Raw genomic sequence first — 16399 nt, forward strand, 5'->3', positions numbered from 1 at the left:
CCGATGGTACTGCACCGGGGACGGTGTGGGAGAGTAGGTCGCCGCCGGACAATCTTTCATATGAAGGCCCTCACCTTTCGGTGGGGGCCTTCGTGTTTTCCGGGGAATTTCGTTCCCGGGGCCTCACCATGCGGTGGGGGCCTTCGTGTTCTCCGGTACCGGTGTCCCGTGGCCCTGTCTATCGAAGGTTCTCGGCTCCGCTCATGGGCCCGAGCACCTCGATCATTGCCAGCGTGTTCTGGTACTCACGCCAATGAACGATCTTCCCGTCCCGTGCCCGGAGAATCCCGACGAAGGCGGAGGCGGCCTGGTGGCCGGTGGCGATGACGGTGCCGGCGAGCTCGTACTCGACGACGATGACCTCGGGGTCGGTGGTTTCGTGGATGACCACATCGCGAACCTCGTCGAAGCGGAACTCCCGAACGAAGGCGGCCTGTTCGGGGCCGGCGAAGTGAAGAAACGCCTCCCGCCCCTCATAGCGCCGGGTCCTGCCGGAAGGGGCGAAGGGAATCTCGATGACGGCGTCCTCGGCCAGCTCGCCCCCGATGCCGCCGGGGTTCTCAAGCCAGTGCCGCCGCATGCGCTCGAAGATGTCGCGAGGGCCGGGAGTGATGGTGGTCTCAGGCATGATGGTTTCCTCGTTGATGGAAGTTAAGATGAGTGGTGACTCATCTTTATGATTATGAGTGGAGACTCACTTTGTCAATGCCGTATTCGGCGTCCAGGATCGGGGAAGGCCGGCTGGGATGACGTCCTCGAAGCCCTCGCCGGGCGGTGCCAGGCCGATGCGCGCGGACGCCCGGCGTAACCGGGAACGGATTCTCGCCGCGGCCGAGGCGGTCTTCGCGGAGAAGGGGCCGTCGGCGTCGACGGAGGAGGTCGCCGCCCGCGCTGGAGTGGCCATCGGTACGGTCTTCAAGCACTTTCCGACCAAGCAGGAACTCCTGCAGGCCATCATGAAGGATCTCCTGGGCAGGTTGGATCGGGATATGGCCGCTCTCGCGGCCGACGACGCACCCGGCGAGGCGCTGTTCACCTTCGTCGCCCGCATGGTCGAACAGGCGGCGCAGAAGAGGACGGTCGTGGGGCTTCTCGCCGAGACGGGGATCGATCTCCAGGTCGCGAGCTCGGTTCAGATGCTGCACGAGGGGATCGCGACGCTCCTGGTCCGTTCCCAGGAAGCCGGCACGGTCCGCGAGGGGGTCCGGCCGGACGAGGTGATCGCGCTGCTCACCGGTATCTGCCAGGGAGCGCTTCACGCTGGGTGGGATCGCGACCTCCAGCGTCGTACGCTCGCCATCGTCTTCGACGGCCTCAGGGCGTCCGCGGACCGTCGATGACCGGTGCCGGCATCCGGCCGCGGTTCAGGCCTCGGCTGCGGCGCGGAGCAGGGGCTCGATCCGGTAGGGGACCTGGACGGAGAGGGCGATCGTGGTGTCGGTCCGCTGGACGGCGGGGGAGGCCAGAATGCGGGCGATGATCTCCTGGAGGTCGGGGGTGCTGCGGGCCACCACGCGGCAGAGCAGGTCGGCCTGGCCGCTGGTGCCGTAGACCTCCAGGATCTCGGGGAGGGGCTCCAGCGCCCGTACAGCCTCGTCCAGGCGGCCCTGGGCGATTTGTAGCGAGACGAAGGCCAGGATCGGGTACCCGGCACCCTCGGGGGTGACCGTGGGGCCGAAGTCGGCGATGACGCCGCGGTTGGTCAGTTTCTCGACGCGGGCCTGAACGGTGCCCCGGGCCACGCCGAGCAGGCGGGCCAGCTCGGTCAGGCCGATGCGCGGGTTGGCGCGCATGGTGACCAGGAGGCGGCCGTCCAACTCGTCGATAGACATCTCAACAGGATGGCAGCAGACTGGGCGATTCGACCAGCGTAAGTGCGGTATGACCGTACAGTTCTGTGCGGATCGCCCAGTAAAACTGGCCGCTCTTGTCAATGTTTCCAGGAATTGCTGTCATTTCATACATGTTCGAAGAAGCGCAGTACTTCGCGCCGGTGGCGACCCGTGACGACGGCACGATCGAGGTCCACCTCGGCGCCGGTCATCCAGGTTTCGCCGATCCGGTCTACCGTGCGCGCCGCAACGCGATCGCGGCCCTCGCTATGGGGTACGTGCCGGGTACGCCGATCCCGACGGCCGAGTACACCGCCCAGGAGCACGAGGTGTGGGCACTGGTCAGCCGGGAACTCAGCCTGAAGCACCACAAATACGCCACCGTCGAGTATCTGGCCGCGACCGAGCGGCTCGGACTGCCCGCCGAGCGCATCCCGCAGCTGCAGGAGGTCGGCGATCTGCTGGAGCCACTGACCGGGTTCCGCTACATCCCGGCCGCGGGGCTGGTGCCGCTCAGAGATTTCTACGGTGTTCTGGCGGATGGGCTCTTCCACTCCACGCAGTACATCCGGCACCACTCCACGCCGCTGTACACGCCGGAGCCCGACGTGATCCACGAGGTGATCGGGCACGCCAACGCACTGGCCTCCGACCGCTACTCGCGGCTCTACCGGCTGGCCGGGGAAGCGGCGCGGAGAGTCGAGAGCTCCGAGGCGCTGGAGTTCGTCTCGAAGGTCTTCTGGTTCACGATGGAGTTCGGCGTCATGACGGACCAGGGTGAGCTGCGGGCGTACGGGGCGGGCATCCTGTCCTCCTATGGGGAGATCGAAGAGTTCCGGGGCATGGACATCCGGCCGCTGGACGTCGCCGTCATGGGCACCACGCACTACGACATCACGAAATATCAGGATGTTCTCTTCCGGGCCGAGTCGCTGAAGCACCTCGAAGACGTCGTCGGCGAGTTCTGGGCGACCTGCGACGACGAGAGCATCGCCCGGCTAATCGCCGAGGTTTCCCAAGGGTAGGTGCAGGTTCGGCGCGACATCCCAAGGCGTAAGTCCTTTTTCTGGCTAGATTTCGCTTCATCATCTTCTTAGTGCCTGTTGTGGGATATATCCCGATCGTCACGTAATGGGGGAGACGGTTGGGGTGGATGATGAGAGCCAGGCACCGGGTGGTCGCGGCGGCTGTCCTGCTGGTCACCGCGCAGGTCACCGCCTGTAGCACCTGCCAGGGCCTGACGCCGGTGAGCATCTCCTCCCCGACGCGGCAGGCGGCACCGGCATCGGTGCCTCCTCCTCCGGCACCGTTCCTGGCAGCGGTTCCCGCGCCCACCTTCCCCGGCACCATGGCGCTCGGGATCCCGGGGCGGACGGTGCTCGCCGGCTCGCCGAGGATCCTCCCCGGGAAGCTCACGCGCACTCTCGACGGCCTTCTCGTCAGGTACGGCGGTGGCCGGACCGCGGTCTCGGTGCGCGACCTGACCACGGGCCGGCGCTACCGCTACCACCGTGCCCTCCAACTGCCGACGGCCAGCATCTCCAAGGTGAGCATCCTGACGGCACTGCTGCTCGACACACGGTGGCGCGAGCTCGGCGATCAGGCGAGGTCCGACGCGAGGCACATGATCCGCTTCGGCGACGATGGAGCGGCCGACCGGCTGTACGAGCGGATCGGCCTGGAGCAGGGGCTGGCCAGTGCGAACCGCAGGCTCGGCCTCAAGCGCACCTACACCCCCGGCGGGCGGTGTGCGGCCCCGAACTGCTGGGACGCCACGCGGAGCACGGCCGAGGACCAGGTACGGCTGGTCAGGGCGCTGGCCACGGGCAGGAGCCCGCTGGCCCCCGCGGAACGCCGGCGGGTGCTCGGGCTGATGGAGCGGGTGACCCCCGGCCAGAAGTGGGGGATCAGTGCGGGGGCGTGCGAGAACGACCAGGTGTCGCTGAAGAACGGCTGGCTGCGGCACGCGTCGAACGGGCGCTGGGTGGTCGTCAGCGCCGGACTGATCCGCGGGCACGGGCACGACTACGCGGTGGCCGTCCTCACCGAGGACAGTCCAAGCATGAGTGCCGGCATCGCCAAGGTCGAGGGCGTGGCCGCACGCGTCATGGAAGCCTTCAGGGGTGAACACGGCTGCGAGCCGGACGCGAACTGAGCGGCGGGTATCCGCTAAGGGGTCCTGTCGACCAGCCGGTAGCCCACTCCGCGCACGGTCTGGATCAGCTGGTCGTCGGTATCGCCCAGACGCGCGCGGAGACGCTTGACGTGTACCGCGATGGTGTTGGTCGAGGCGGTGTCCGTGGAGTTCCAGACATGCCTCATGATCTGCTCCCGCGTCACGGTGCGGTGCGCGTTACGCATCAGGTAGTGCAGCAGCTCGAACTCGCGCAGCGGCAGGTGGACGATCCGGCCGCCGACCGTGACCTGGTAGGCGTTGACGTCGAGTTCCACCTTGCCGACCACGAGCACCCGGCGGGCCCCGGGCTCGCCGGTGAACGCGGCGTGGACCAGGGGCAGCAGCTCGGGCACCCGGTAGGGGCGGGCCACGCACGCGGTGGCCCCGGCGGCCAGCGCCTGGACGGCCTGCTGGGCGTGTCCCTCGCCCACGCCCAGCAGGACGGGGATCGCCCGCGTCAGCCGTACCGCGCGGACGAACTCCACAGCCCCCAGGATCGGCAGTGAGGCGCTGACGAGAACGACGTCGGGCCGTAGCGCCCCGGCCTGCAGGAGAGCCTGGGCGCCGTCGGTGACGCCCGTGACCCGCACCCCTTCGCGTTCCAGGGCCGCGGACAGGTCATGGACCATGGCCGCTTCCGGATCGGCCACCAGCAGTATGGGTGCCGTCCGTCTGTCCCCTTCCACTTCTGGTGCCGTCTGCGGCTGGAGCACCCGGATCCTCCAATGTGGGTCAGCCGAAGCGACCGGTGATGTAATCCTCGGTCCGCTTGTCAGTGGGGTTGGTGAAGATGCGGCTGGTCTCGTCGAACTCCACCAGGCGGCCGTGCCGCACGCCGGCTCCGTCGACCTCGGCGGTGAAGAAGGCGGTACGGTCGGAGACACGGGCGGCCTGCTGCATGTTGTGGGTGACGATGACGATCGTGTAGTCGCGCGTCAGCTCCTGCATCAGGTCTTCGATCTTGGTGGTCGCGATCGGGTCCAGGGCCGAGCAGGGCTCGTCCATCAGGATGACGTCGGGCTTCACCGCGATCGCCCTGGCGATGCACAGGCGCTGCTGCTGCCCGCCGGACAGGGAGAGCGCGTTCTGCTTGATCTTGTCCTTGACCTCGTCCCAGAGCGCCGCCTTGGTCAGCGCCTCCTCGACGATCTCGTCCATGTTGCCCTTGATCCCGTTGACCCGGGGACCGTAGGCGATGTTGTCGTAGATCGATTTGGGGAAGGGGTTCGGCTTCTGGAAGACCATGCCGATCCGGCGGCGGACCTCGATCGGGTCCACGTGGTCGCCGTACAGGTTCTCGTCGTGGTACAGGATCTCGCCGACCGCGCGGGCGCCGGGGATCAGGTCGTTCATCCGGTTGAAGCAGCGGAGCACCGTGCTCTTGCCGCAGCCGGACGGGCCGATCATGGCCGTGATCTCACGGTTGCCGATGGTCATGTCGACCCCGCGTACCGCCTCGTAGTCACCGTAGAAGACGCTGAGGTTGGAGACGGTGAAGACCGGGTCGAGGGCCTCGATGGTACGGGGGACTTCGGGGCCGCGCACGTTCACATTCGGCACGGAAATTCCAATCTCGGACATTTCTTACCTCACCAGCGCTTCTGGTAGCGGTTACGGAGCCAGATGGCGACCGAGTTCATCAGGAGCAGGATCGCCAGCAGGATCACGATCGCCGCGGAGGCGAGGACGCTGAACTCCTCCTGGGGCCGGCTGATGAAGCTGTAGATCTGCAACGGCAGGACGGTGAAACTGCTCCAGACGCCCTCGGGGTTGAACCGGACCAGCGTCGCGGCGCCGAGCATCAGGAACGGGGCCGCCTCGCCGATCGCACGGGAGAGGGCCAGGATCGAGCCCGTCGCGATGCCTGGGATCGACGCCGGGAGCACCTGGCGGTAGATGGTCTGCCACTGGGTCGCGCCCAGTGCCAGCGAGCCCTCGCGAATGGACGGGGGCACCGCGCGGATGGCCTCACGCGCGGAGATGATGACGATGGGCAGTACGAGCAGCGAGATGGTGACCGCGCCGGTCATGACCGTGAAGCCGAACTGCAGCCAGCGGGCGATGATGCCCAGGCCGAGGATGCCGTAGACGATCGAGGGAACGGCCGCCAGGTTGGAGATGTTCAGCTCGATCAGCCTGTTGTACCACTTGGTCTTGTCGGCGTACTCCTCAAGGTAGATCGCCGCGAGGATCCCGGTGGGCAGGGCCATGACCGCGGTCAGCGCGATGATCCACAAAGTGCCCAGGATGCCCGACTGAATGCCCGAGGTCTCCGGGCGGCGGATCGAGGGCTGGTTCTCCCAGAGCATCGAGTTGAGCCGCGGCCAGCCCTTCTCGACGACGTAGAGCAGCAGCATGGCCAGGAACGCCAGAGCGATCGCGAGACTGGCCATCAGCGCGATGCGGAAGAGGTGCTCCTTGAGCGGACGTCCCTTGCTCGCCAGTTGCACGGCCGAACGCGGGGTGGAGAGGATGGCCATCAGTCGTAGACCTCGCGATACTTCTGGACCATGCGGGCGCTGAGGTAGTTCATCGCGAAGGTGATCACGAAAAGCAGGGAACCCACCGCGAAGATGGTCTTGTAGGCGATCGAGCCGACCGAGGCGTCGCCGGAGCCGGCCTGGGCGATGAAGGCCGCCATCGTGGACATCTCATTGCCCGGGTAGAGCGTGAAGACGGACTTGAAGCCGCCCGCGATCGCGACGATCATCGTCTCGCCCGCGGCCCGGGAGATCGCCAGGATGATGGCGGCGACGATGCCGGAGAACGCGGCGGGGACGACAACGCGCACCGAGGTGAGCATCTTGGACGCGCCGAGGGCGTACGAGCCCTCGCGCAGGCCGTTCGGCACCGCGGCCATCGAGTCCTCCGACAGCGACGCGACGATCGGAATGATCATCACGCCGACCAGGAGGCCGGCGGCGAGCGCGTTCTTGGCCTCCAGGTCCAGGAAGGGGAAGAGGTACCTGAGCAGCGGTGTGACGAAGGTGAGGGCGAAGAAGCCGAAGACCACCGTCGGAACGCCCGCGAGAACCTCCAGCACCGGCTTGAAGATCTTGCGAGTCCTGCGGGAGGCGTACTCCGACAGGTAGATCGCCGCGGCCAGACCTAGCGGCACGGCGACCACGACGGCGATGAGGGTGATCTCCACGGTCGCGACGATGAGCGGCCAGACACCGAACGCCGGCGGGTTGAACAGCGGTCCCCAGTCGGTGGACCCGAAGAACTCGCCGATGCTCACCGTGGCGAAGAACTCGACGGTCGGTTCGAGGAGTGCGATGACGATGCCGATCGTGGTCGCCACCGACACCATGGCGGCGGTCAGGAGAACGGCCTTGACCAGGAACTCGCCGTAACGCGGGCGCGACCGCGCCAGGGACCCCTGGGTCCCTGGAACGGTCGTGCGGTGCTGTGCCGACATCAGCCGGCGCTCTTCAGCGACGTGATGTCAGCCTTGAGCTTGGCCTCCTGCTCGGCGTTCAGCGGGACGAACTTGGCGTCCTTGGCGATCGCGTTGATGTTGGACGCGTAGTAGTCGAGGAAGGCCGCGACCTCGGGCCGCTTCGCCGCGGCGGTGGAGGGGTAGATGAACAGCGGGCGGGAGAGCGGGGTGTACTTGCCACCCTGGGCCGCCTCGACGCTCGGGGCCACGCAACCGCTGCCCGAGTCGATCTCCACGGCCTTCAGCTTGTCGGCGTTCTCCTCGAAGTAGGTGAAGCCGAAGTAGCCCAGACCACCCTTGGCACCCGAGACACCGGTGACGATGTCGTTGTCGTTCTCGCTCGGGCTGTAGTCCTTGCGGCTGGCACCCTCCTCACCGTTGATCTCGTCGGTGAAGTAGTCGAAGGTGCCGGAGTCGGTGCCGGGGCCGTAGAGCTTCAGCGCCTCTGCGGGGAACTTGGCGTCGACGTCCTTCCAGGTCTTGATCTTGCCCTCGGCCGCCGGCTCCCAGATCTTCTTGAGCTGGTCGGTGGTGAGGCAGGTGGCCCAGTCGTTCTCCTTGGGAACCACGACGGTCAGCGCGTCGGTCGCCACCGTGAGTTCGGTGAACGTGATGCCCTTCGCCTCGCAGGCCGCCTTCTCCTCGTCCTTGATGGCGCGGGAGGCGTTCGAGATGTCGGTCTCACCGGCGCAGAACTTCTCAAAGCCGCCGCCGGTGCCCGAGGTGCCGACCGGCACCTTCACCTGCGGCTGCTCCTCGCCGAAGAGCTCGGAGGCGGCCTGGGTGAGGGGAGCCACGGTGCTGGAACCGTCGATCTTGACTTCGCCGCTCAGAGCCGCGCCCGCCTCGGTGGCTGGGGCGGCGGACGAGGTGCTTCCGTCACTGCTGGGCTTGGCGTCGCCACCGCATGCGGCCGCGAGCGAAACGACGAGCGCGGCCGTCGCCACCGCGCTGAGGCGGCGCTGTCCACTGGTCACGGTATGTTCCTTCTCCGTAGTGAGATCCGTTCTCGATGTCTTCGATGAAACTGGGGCAAAGTGAACGGAAGTGAAACGAGCCGTGACCGGCACCGGAAGAGGTGAACCCACGGATGTGAATACCTGGGCTTTGGCAGGATTTTCGTCCTGGCTTGCACCCGCGTAGGGCCCTTGGGCTGCGCCTTGGAAGGTTTTGCCGGAAATATGACCTGGTGGGCGGGGAAGGGGCGCCGGATCGCCCTCGCTCCCGGCCTCGGTACTCGCGGATCTGGTGATCCGTTCACCCTCCCGACATCCCGGGGAAGGTGAACGGACACGGTCCGGGATGGGCCAACGGGTACGGCGAGTACCCGGGTGTGCGCGGAAGGCCGTACGGCGCCCGGAAAGGGACTAAACGGGGAAGGTGAGCGGCCCGCTGCCGAGGCGCTCGAGGACCTTGGTGTGCAGGGGGCCGTTGCTGCACAGCAGGCTGCCGCCGTCGATGTCGGGGACACCCGACAGGTCGGTCCAGATGCCGCCCGCCTCCTCGATGATCACGGTCAGCGCCGCGATGTCCCAGGGGGAGAGTTCAGGCTCCGCCGACACGTCGACCGCCCCCTCGGCGACCATCATGTGTGACCAGAAGTCACCGTAGGCGCGGCTGCGCCAGACGGAACGGTTCAGGTCGAGGAACGCGTCGAGCTTCCCGGCCTCCTCCCAGCCACCGAGGCTGGAGTAGGAGAACGACGCGTCCTCCAGGTAGGCGACGGAGGAGACCTGGCAGCGCGTGGCCTTGGTGAGGCTCTTGCCGGCCCAGGCGCCGCCGTCGCGGGCGGCCCACCAGCGGCGGCCGAGCGCGGGGGCCGAGACCAGGCCCACAACGACGCGGCCCTGGTCCACCAGGGCGATGAGCGTGGCCCAGACGGGCACTCCGCGCACGTAGTTCTTGGTGCCGTCGATCGGGTCGATGATCCACGAGCGCTCGCCGTAGCCGCTCTTGCCGAACTCCTCGCCGATGATGGTGTCGCGAGGACGGGCCCGGCCAAGGGTCGCGCGGATCGCCTGCTCGGTCGCCTGGTCGGCATCGCTCACCGGTGTGAGGTCAGGCTTGTTCTCCACCCGCAGGTCCAGGGCCTTGAACCGACGCATGGTCAGATCGTCGGCCGCGTCGGCCATGACGTGCGCGAGGCGAAGATCGTCGTTATAACCCGTCACGGAGGCCAACGCTATCGCGTTGGTGACCGAATTGAGGAGAGTGGGGCCGCTCGTTCCTCGCGAGTTGCCGGCGACGCTGACGCGTCGCGGTTCGGGCCTGCCCTTGGCGACGCTGACGCGTCGCGGTTCGGCCGCTCTTACCCGGCTCCTTCCCTCGTCGAGGGAGGCCGCTCGTACCTCGCGACCTCCCTCTCCTCAGTCCAGTCGCCGGCGCGGCCTCACGGGTAGTCCCCAAGGGAGGGCATGGGGCACGTCCCTGAGGTGCTTCTTGGCCCGGTTGTCGGCGCGTGCTCGTGGTGTTTGTTGGGGTTAGTCGTCGTCGGGGGCGCCTTCGCGGCTGGCGAGGAGGCGGCGTAGGGAGGTCAGGCGGGCCTGGTCGGCGTGGTCGGCGGCTACCCAGGCGTCCAGGGCGCACTCCTCTGAGAGGTGATTGCAGCCCTTCGGACATTGGATGGTGCCCTCGATCAGGTCGGGAAAGCCGGCCAGGACCGTCTCCACCGAGACATGGGCCAGACCGAAGCTGCGCACCCCGGGGGTGTCGATGATCCAGCCGCTCTCCGGCAGTTCGAGGGCGACGGCGGAGGTGGAGGTGTGACGGCCCCGGCCGGTCACCGCGTTCACATGTGAGACGGCCCGGTTGGCGTCCGGTACCAGGGCGTTGACCAGGGTTGACTTACCCACCCCGGAATGGCCGACGAGCACGCTGATCCGGCTCTTGAGGCGCTCCCGCACCTCCACCAGGTCGCCGCCCTTGGAGACCACCACGTACGGCACGCCGAGGGGGGCGTACAGCGAGACCAACTCGTCGGGCGAGGCGAGGTCGGACTTGGTGAGGCAGAGCAGCGGCTCGATGTCGGCGTCGAAGGCCGCGACCAGCATCCGATCGATCATGCGGGGCCGGGGCGGCGGATCGGCCAGGGCCGTCACGATGACGAGTTGGTCGGCGTTGGCGACCACGGGGCGCTCGATGCCGTCGGTGTTGTCGGTGTCGTCCGCGGAGCGGCGGAGCATGGAGGCACGGGGCTCGACCCGCACCACGCGGGCCAGCGTGTCGGTCATCCCGGAGACGTCGCCCACCAGGGCCACCCGGTCGCCGACCACGATTCCCTTGCGGCCCAGCTCGCGCGCCTTCATCGCGACCACGACCCGGCCGCTCATCACGGCGCCCTCCGCCTGGTCCCGCTTGCGGCGGCGCCCACGCTCGCCTTCCGACTCGACCAGGCACGTGTAGCGCCCGCGGTCGACGGCGACCACGAACGCCGGGACCGCGTTCTCATGGGCAGGACGGATCCGGGTCCGGGGCCGAGATCCCTTTCCCGGCCTGACCCTGACGTCGTCCTCGTCGTACTCGCGCTTTCTCAGTTTCTCCGCCTTGTCCGGCCCGGTGCGCCCCGCTAAGGGCCGCGACTACCGGGCGCCTCCTGGGCCTGCCGGCCGGTCGCCCCTCACCGCGCGCCGCGCAGCATGTCCGCCCACATCGAGGCGAACTCGGGGAGGGTCTTACCCGTGGTGGCGATGTCCTCCACCTCGACGCCGGGCACGGCCAGCCCGATGACCGCTCCGGCGGTGGCCATCCGGTGGTCGGCGTAGGAGTGGAACACGCCGCCGGTGAGCGGTCGGGGCCGGATCTCCAGGCCGTCCTCGGTCTCGTTCGCGTCGCCGCCGAGACCGTTGATCTCCGCGACCAGAGCGGCCAGCCGGTCGGTCTCGTGCCCGCGGATGTGGGCGACACCGCTGATCCTGCTGGGGGAGTCGGCGAGAGCGGCCAGCGCGGCGATCGTCGGGGTCAGCTCGGCCACGTCGCGCAGGTCGGCCTCGATTCCGGTGATCCGCCCGGTACCGGTGACCGCCAGCCCTTCGGGGGTGTGCTCCACCGAGGCGCCCATGTCGGCCAGCAGCGTGCGCAACTGGTCACCCGGCTGGGTCGTCCGCACGGGCCAGTCGGGAATGGTGACCGTGCCGCCTGTCACCATGGCGGCGGACAGGAACGGTGCCGCGTTGGACAGGTCGGGCTCGACCGTGAAGTCCCTTGCTCCGATGGGGCCGGGCTCGACCCGCCAGACGTCCGGCTCGGAGTCGTCCACCACGACGCCGAACTCGCGCAGCATTTGAACGGTCATCCGGATGTGCGGCTGCGAGGGAATCGGTGGGCCGTCGTGGCGTACCGTCACGCCCTTCTCGAAGCGCGCGGCGGTCAGCAGCAGGCCGGAGAGGAACTGAGAGGAGCCCGACGCGTCGAGCCTGACCTCGCCGCCGGTCAGCGGCCCCCTGACGGTGAAAGGCAGCGCGTCGCCGGTCACCTCGGCGCCGAGGGCGCGCAGGGCGCGCAGGATCGGGCCCATCGGGCGCTTGCGCGCGTGCGGGTCGCCGTCGAAGAACACCTCACCCCTGGCCAGTGCCGCCATGGGCGGCACGAAGCGCATGACCGTGCCCGCCAGTCCCACGTCGATGTGGGCGCCGCTGATGACGGGGCCGGGCGTGATCGCCCAGTCGACGCTTGAGGCGCTCTCGTTGGAGGGGGTCATCGTCGCGCCCAGTGCCCGCAGCGCGTCCGCCATCAGATCGGCGTCGCGGCTGCGCAGCGCCAGCCGCACCGTGCCTGGTCCCTCGGCCAGCGCGGCGAGCAGCAGCGCGCGGTTGGTCACGGACTTCGATCCGGGCAGGGGAACGGTCGCGCGGACGGGTTCGGTCGCGGTCGGCGCGGGCCACAGCGGAACGGACATGCCCAAAAGCCTAGCTGTGTTGATGGCGACGCTGCGCGTCGCGGTGAGGCCGCTCTTACCCGGCTCCTTCCCTCGTCGAGGAAGGCCGCTCGTTCCTCGCGACCTTCCTCTCCTCGGTCCAGTCGCCGGCGCGGCCTCACGGGGAGTCCCCAAGGGAGGGCATGGGGCATGTCCCCTGGGGCGCTTCTTGGGGCGGGTGAACGGCCTGCCCCTTCTGGGAAGGAGTGAGGCCGCGCGGCCTCACGGGTCGTCCCTTGGGAAGAGGAGGGTGGGCATTTCCCCGTGGGGTTTTTCGGCGTGCTGTGGCAGGGCGTGGCAGGGTGGGGATATGTGCGGGAGATACGCGTCTACGCGGGACAAGCACGAGTTGCTGGAGGAGTTCCAGGTCGAGCTTGACGGCGCGGCCGACGACGAACTCAGGCCCGACTACAACGTCGCGCCCACGAAACCGGTGTACGCGGTGATGAGCCGGGTGCCGAAGGCCGATCCGGACGGCCGGCCGGTCCGGCAGCTCCGCGTGGTCCGCTGGGGACTGGTTCCGGCCTGGGCCAAGGACCCTTCCATCGGCTCAAAGATGATCAACGCGCGGGTGGAGACGGTGGCGGAGAAACCCGCCTACCGCAAGGCCTTCGCGGAGCGCAGGTGTCTGCTGCCCGCCGACGGCTATTTCGAGTGGGTCGTGCTCGACGAGAAGGACGCCAAGGGCAGGCCGAAGAAGCAGCCCTACTTTGTCCGCCCCGCCGACGGCGGCGTACTGGCCATGGCGGGGCTGTACGAGTTCTGGCGGGACCGGGGCCGGGCCGAGGAGGACCCGCTCTCCTGGCTGGTGACCTGCACGATCATCACGACCGACGCCGTGGACGAGGCCGGTGCGGTACACGACCGGATGCCGATGCTGATCGAGCGCGACCGGTGGGGTGAGTGGCTCGACCCGGGAGTGACCGACGCGCGGGAGTTCCTGATCCCCGCGGGCTCCACCGGGCTGGAGGTCTACCCGGTCTCCACCGCGGTCAACTCGGTGCGCAACAACAGCCCCGAGCTCGTCGAGCCGCTGCGGTAGAGGAGGGCGGCCGTCGGCCGCTCTTCTGAAAACGCCGGTCGATCCGGTGTAAAACTTCCGCCAAGTGGGCATCCGCTGAGGAAAGCGGTGACTCGCGACGACCGGGCGGGTTCACCGTCGCCAGAACTCACCCCTTGCGCCTGACGGGAGAGTCGGGGATCCCTTCACAGGCCGCCCCCGTTTTCCGGAGGTGCGGATTCGTGGACGTCGCGACCGCGCGCGAGCGCCTGAAGAACATGCTCGCCGAACTTGACCGTTCCATTGGAGTCCTTCGTGGAGATTCACCCGCCGCGGGGGACCGCTCCCCGGCGGACGCCGGTTCCGAGCTGACCGACTCCGACCGCAACCGGGCACTGCTGGAGGGGGCCACCCGGCACCGGGGTTCGGTGATCGAAGCACTTAGGCGGATGGACGAGGGGCGCTACGGACTATGTGCGGACTGCGCCGCACCCGTCCCGGAGGGGAGGCTGGAGGCACGCCCCGAAGCCGCCCGCTGCCTCCAGTGCCAGTCCAAACGCGAACGCCGCCGCTGACCCCGCCCAGGAAACACCCCGGGGACATGCCCCGTGCCCCTCGGGCTCCTGCTCCCCGGAACCCGCTCACCCGCTCCAGAAGCATTCCTGGGGACGGGCCGCGGGACGACCCGTGAGGCCGCGAGGTCTCTCTCCTCCCCAGGAGGGACGGGCCGTTCACCCAACCCAAGAAGCGCCCAGGGGACGTACCCCATGCCCTCCCTTGGGGACCACCCGTGAGGCCGCGCCGGCGACTGGACTGAGGAGAGCGGGGTCGCGAGGAACGAGCGACCCCGCTCGACGAGGGAAGGAGCCGGATCCCAGCGGCCGAACCGCGACGCGTTAGCGTCGCAATCAACACAGCGTCGCCTTTAACAGGGCCGGCGTGCGCTGGCGACCAAGTGGATGCCCACCGTGTCGTCGTCGTCGGGGTGGGTGTCCAACTCGGTGTTGACCAGCCAGGTGAGCGCCCGGGAGTCGGAGGCGAGCACATGGTCGACGGTCGAAGGGGACAGCACCGTGCGGGGCCGTACCCACTCGACCTCCAGGCCCGCCTCGGTGAGCAGCTCCCGGAGCTGGGCGCTGCTGAAGCAGCGGGTGATGCTGCCGTCGGGCCAGGGAACGAGCATGACCTCGCCGGTCTGGCGCAGGTGGGCCCAGTAGTTCTGCTCGGCGAGGATCGCCATCCCCAGCACCAGGGAGTCGACGCAGACCAGTGTCCGGCCGCCGGGACGCAGAACCCTGGCGACATCGTCGATCGCGGACTCGGCCATGAGCTCCACGGACATCGCCCGTTCCTCGGCGAGCACGGCGTCCACGCTGCAGTCGGGCAGGAAGCGCAGGTCGTCGGCGCGTACCTGGCTGACCTTGGAGATGTCGTGCAGCGGTTGATCGTCCGCGGGCCGGCGGAAGTCGACCATCTCGATCACCCGGTGTCCCGCCTTCGCCGCCTGGACGGCCCAGCGGCCGTTGCCGCAGGACATGTCGAGGACGGTGGAGGGGGTTTCCGGCAGCCATCGACTCAGTTGCTCGGCCACGACCGCGTGATAAAAGGTCCAGTACGGCCCGAGCGCACCTGAGCCGTTCAGCTCTTCGGCCGGGATGGGCAGCACAAGCAGCTCCTGGCGTCGGGAGGATCCGGTGGTCTTTGATTACCTACCGGTACGTATCTTCTTTTCCCCGTACCGGGTCGTTCGTCACCTTCTATCTTGCGGGAACAGATGACTGGACGAGCGTGTTGCAAGCGGACAACGCACGATCCTTTCGGAGGTTGGCAAGCAGATGCTCGCCTTGATCGAACCCGTCACCCGCCCCGGTGATCGGGCCATCCCCGGTGAGCGGGTATCCTCCGCTCAGTACGGTGTCCCGCGTCAGCAGGACTCCGGCGATCTTAAGGGGGTGGGTCCGGTCCCTGCGACAGACGAGGAGACTCTGGAGCAGCGGAGCACACGGTTCGAGCGGGATGTCATGCCCTATCTCGACCAGCTCTACTCCGCCGCACTTCGGATGACCCGGAACCCCGCGGACGCCGAGGACCTTCTTCAGGAGACCTTCGCCAAGGCGTTCGCGTCCTTCCACCAGTTCCAGCAAGGCACGAACCTCAAGGCGTGGCTTTACCGAATCCTGACCAACACCTTCATCAACAGTTACCGCAAGAAGCAGCGGGAGCCCAAGCAGTCGGGCGCCGAGGAGATCGAGGACTGGCAGTTGGCCAGGGCCGAGTCGCACACCTCGGCGGGGTTGAAGTCGGCGGAGGCCGAGGCGCTGGAGCACCTCCCGGACACCGACGTGAAGCGGGCGCTGGCCGCGCTTCCCGAGGAGTTCCGCATCGCGGTCTATCTCGCCGACGTCGAGGGCTTCCCGTACAAGGAGATCGCGGACATCATGGGGACCCCCATCGGGACCGTGATGTCGCGGCTGCACCGTGGCCGTCGCCAGCTGCGGACCCAACTGGAGGACTACGCCCGCGAGCGTGGCCTGGTTCCCGCGGAAGGTGCGAAGTGAGCGAGCGAGACAGGAACGGCGATCCCGCCCCGGCGGCCTCGACACCCCTGGGTGAGGTGATCGCATGAGCTGTGGCGAGCACCACGACACCGACTGTCGTGAGGTCCTGGACAAGGTCTACACCTACCTGGACGGCGAGCTCGACGAGCGCAACTGCGCGGACATCCGCCAGCACCTGGACGAGTGCCACCCCTGCCTGGAGGAGTACGGCCTGGAACAGGTCGTCAAGCAACTCGTGGCCAAGCACTGCGGCTGCGACCAGGTTTCGGAAGACCTGCGGGCCAAGGTGCTCAGCCGGATCGACCAGGTACGCTCCGAACTCGCCCACTGACCTCTCCGGAGCTTCCGTACGGTCGTGGTCGTCGCGTGTGCCGAGGGACTGCCGGGTCCACCCGGCAGGTGAACCGCTTCCCTGTTATGGTTCCTGGGTTCGAAACGGTCATGACCTGGCCGTCGGTTCCCTCGGTCCAGGGAACCGA

General features: G+C 68.1%; 18 protein-coding genes. 7 read left to right on the plus strand and 11 right to left on the minus strand.

Annotated features, from left to right (window positions below):
* Window positions 1-178: 178 nt before the first annotated feature.
* Window positions 179-628, minus strand: a complete 450-nt coding sequence (locus tag AB0K21_RS42645) for a nuclear transport factor 2 family protein (RefSeq protein ID WP_343969337.1) — start codon at window positions 626-628, stop codon at window positions 179-181.
* Between the two features lie 118 nt (window positions 629-746).
* On the opposite strand from AB0K21_RS42645, the gene AB0K21_RS42650 reads away from it, so the two are divergent.
* On the plus strand, window positions 747-1340 hold the full coding sequence (locus tag AB0K21_RS42650; protein WP_343969334.1) for a TetR/AcrR family transcriptional regulator: 594 nt from the start codon (window positions 747-749) through the stop codon (window positions 1338-1340).
* 24 nt (window positions 1341-1364) lie between these two features.
* Here the strand turns inward: AB0K21_RS42650 and AB0K21_RS42655 are convergent, their stop codons facing one another.
* Window positions 1365-1832 carry an Lrp/AsnC family transcriptional regulator gene (locus AB0K21_RS42655; protein ID WP_364158588.1) on the minus strand — a complete coding sequence of 156 codons (468 nt, stop codon included), beginning with the start codon at window positions 1830-1832 and terminating at the stop codon, window positions 1365-1367.
* Between the two features lie 131 nt (window positions 1833-1963).
* Between AB0K21_RS42655 and AB0K21_RS42660 the strand changes: the two genes are divergently transcribed.
* A complete protein-coding gene (locus AB0K21_RS42660) occupies window positions 1964-2857 on the plus strand; it encodes a phenylalanine 4-monooxygenase (RefSeq protein WP_364158591.1) in 894 nt (297 codons plus the stop codon).
* 128 nt (window positions 2858-2985) lie between these two features.
* A complete protein-coding gene (locus AB0K21_RS42665) occupies window positions 2986-3987 on the plus strand; it encodes a serine hydrolase (RefSeq protein ID WP_343969324.1) in 1002 nt (333 codons plus the stop codon).
* Between the two features lie 14 nt (window positions 3988-4001).
* On the opposite strand, the gene AB0K21_RS42670 is transcribed toward AB0K21_RS42665, so the two are convergent.
* From AB0K21_RS42670 to aroA, 8 genes are all read right to left on the minus strand, one after another.
* Window positions 4002-4658, minus strand: coding sequence for a response regulator transcription factor (locus AB0K21_RS42670; RefSeq protein WP_343969320.1), 657 nt, complete (start codon window positions 4656-4658; stop codon window positions 4002-4004).
* Between the two features lie 82 nt (window positions 4659-4740).
* On the minus strand, window positions 4741-5559 hold the full coding sequence (gene pstB, locus AB0K21_RS42675; RefSeq protein ID WP_343969353.1) for a phosphate ABC transporter ATP-binding protein PstB: 819 nt from the start codon (window positions 5557-5559) through the stop codon (window positions 4741-4743).
* A gap of 38 nt (window positions 5560-5597) precedes the next feature.
* Window positions 5598-6488, minus strand: a complete 891-nt coding sequence (gene pstA, locus AB0K21_RS42680) for a phosphate ABC transporter permease PstA (RefSeq protein WP_343969317.1) — start codon at window positions 6486-6488, stop codon at window positions 5598-5600.
* Window positions 6488-7429 (minus strand): phosphate ABC transporter permease subunit PstC, encoded by a 942-nt coding sequence (gene pstC / locus AB0K21_RS42685; RefSeq protein WP_343969314.1) that lies wholly within the window; start codon window positions 7427-7429, stop codon window positions 6488-6490. Before pstC ends, pstA begins: the two co-directional genes overlap by 1 nt.
* Window positions 7429-8427: a PstS family phosphate ABC transporter substrate-binding protein gene (locus AB0K21_RS42690; protein ID WP_343969311.1), complete on the minus strand. Its 999-nt coding sequence runs from the start codon at window positions 8425-8427 to the stop codon at window positions 7429-7431. Before AB0K21_RS42690 ends, pstC begins: the two co-directional genes overlap by 1 nt.
* Window positions 8428-8817: 390 nt before the next feature.
* Window positions 8818-9621: a histidinol-phosphatase gene (hisN, locus tag AB0K21_RS42695; RefSeq protein WP_343969307.1), complete on the minus strand. Its 804-nt coding sequence runs from the start codon at window positions 9619-9621 to the stop codon at window positions 8818-8820.
* Between the two features lie 309 nt (window positions 9622-9930).
* On the minus strand, window positions 9931-10983 hold the full coding sequence (rsgA, locus tag AB0K21_RS42700) for a ribosome small subunit-dependent GTPase A (protein WP_343969349.1): 1053 nt from the start codon (window positions 10981-10983) through the stop codon (window positions 9931-9933).
* Between the two features lie 83 nt (window positions 10984-11066).
* Complete coding sequence (gene aroA / locus AB0K21_RS42705; protein ID WP_343969304.1) at window positions 11067-12344, minus strand: 3-phosphoshikimate 1-carboxyvinyltransferase; 1278 nt, start codon at window positions 12342-12344, stop codon at window positions 11067-11069.
* A 328-nt stretch (window positions 12345-12672) separates the two neighbouring features.
* Here aroA and AB0K21_RS42710 point away from each other — a divergent pair, with 328 nt between their 5' ends.
* Window positions 12673-13404 carry an SOS response-associated peptidase gene (locus AB0K21_RS42710; RefSeq protein WP_343969301.1) on the plus strand — a complete coding sequence of 244 codons (732 nt, stop codon included), beginning with the start codon at window positions 12673-12675 and terminating at the stop codon, window positions 13402-13404.
* Between the two features lie 200 nt (window positions 13405-13604).
* Window positions 13605-13937, plus strand: coding sequence for a TraR/DksA C4-type zinc finger protein (locus AB0K21_RS42715; protein WP_343969298.1), 333 nt, complete (start codon window positions 13605-13607; stop codon window positions 13935-13937).
* Between the two features lie 350 nt (window positions 13938-14287).
* Here the strand turns inward: AB0K21_RS42715 and AB0K21_RS42720 are convergent, their stop codons facing one another.
* Window positions 14288-15028, minus strand: a complete 741-nt coding sequence (locus AB0K21_RS42720; RefSeq protein WP_343969295.1) for a class I SAM-dependent methyltransferase — start codon at window positions 15026-15028, stop codon at window positions 14288-14290.
* A 286-nt stretch (window positions 15029-15314) separates the two neighbouring features.
* Here AB0K21_RS42720 and AB0K21_RS42725 point away from each other — a divergent pair, with 286 nt between their 5' ends.
* Together AB0K21_RS42725 and rsrA are read left to right on the plus strand one after the other, a co-directional pair.
* On the plus strand, window positions 15315-15920 hold the full coding sequence (locus AB0K21_RS42725; protein ID WP_343969346.1) for a sigma-70 family RNA polymerase sigma factor: 606 nt from the start codon (window positions 15315-15317) through the stop codon (window positions 15918-15920).
* A gap of 64 nt (window positions 15921-15984) precedes the next feature.
* Window positions 15985-16251 (plus strand): mycothiol system anti-sigma-R factor, encoded by a 267-nt coding sequence (gene rsrA / locus AB0K21_RS42730; protein ID WP_030924877.1) that lies wholly within the window; start codon window positions 15985-15987, stop codon window positions 16249-16251.
* The last annotated feature ends 148 nt before the right edge of the window (window positions 16252-16399 follow it).

Source organism: Streptosporangium sp. NPDC049248 (genome assembly GCF_040678965.1).
GTDB lineage: Bacteria > Actinomycetota > Actinomycetes > Streptosporangiales > Streptosporangiaceae > Streptosporangium > Streptosporangium fukuiense.

Coding starts and splice junctions, on each gene's coding strand:
- AB0K21_RS42650 (WP_343969334.1), top strand. CDS start 747: ATGACGTCCTCGAAGCCCTCGCCGGGCGGTGCCAGGCCGATGCGCGCG.
- AB0K21_RS42665 (WP_343969324.1), top strand. CDS start 2,986: ATGATGAGAGCCAGGCACCGGGTGGTCGCGGCGGCTGTCCTGCTGGTC.
- AB0K21_RS42655 (WP_364158588.1), bottom strand. CDS start 1,832: ATGTCTATCGACGAGTTGGACGGCCGCCTCCTGGTCACCATGCGCGCC.
- pstA (WP_343969317.1), bottom strand. CDS start 6,488: ATGGCCATCCTCTCCACCCCGCGTTCGGCCGTGCAACTGGCGAGCAAG.
- AB0K21_RS42660 (WP_364158591.1), top strand. CDS start 1,964: ATGTTCGAAGAAGCGCAGTACTTCGCGCCGGTGGCGACCCGTGACGAC.
- pstC (WP_343969314.1), bottom strand. CDS start 7,429: ATGTCGGCACAGCACCGCACGACCGTTCCAGGGACCCAGGGGTCCCTG.
- rsrA (WP_030924877.1), top strand. CDS start 15,985: ATGAGCTGTGGCGAGCACCACGACACCGACTGTCGTGAGGTCCTGGAC.
- AB0K21_RS42710 (WP_343969301.1), top strand. CDS start 12,673: ATGTGCGGGAGATACGCGTCTACGCGGGACAAGCACGAGTTGCTGGAG.
- AB0K21_RS42645 (WP_343969337.1), bottom strand. CDS start 628: ATGCCTGAGACCACCATCACTCCCGGCCCTCGCGACATCTTCGAGCGC.
- aroA (WP_343969304.1), bottom strand. CDS start 12,344: ATGTCCGTTCCGCTGTGGCCCGCGCCGACCGCGACCGAACCCGTCCGC.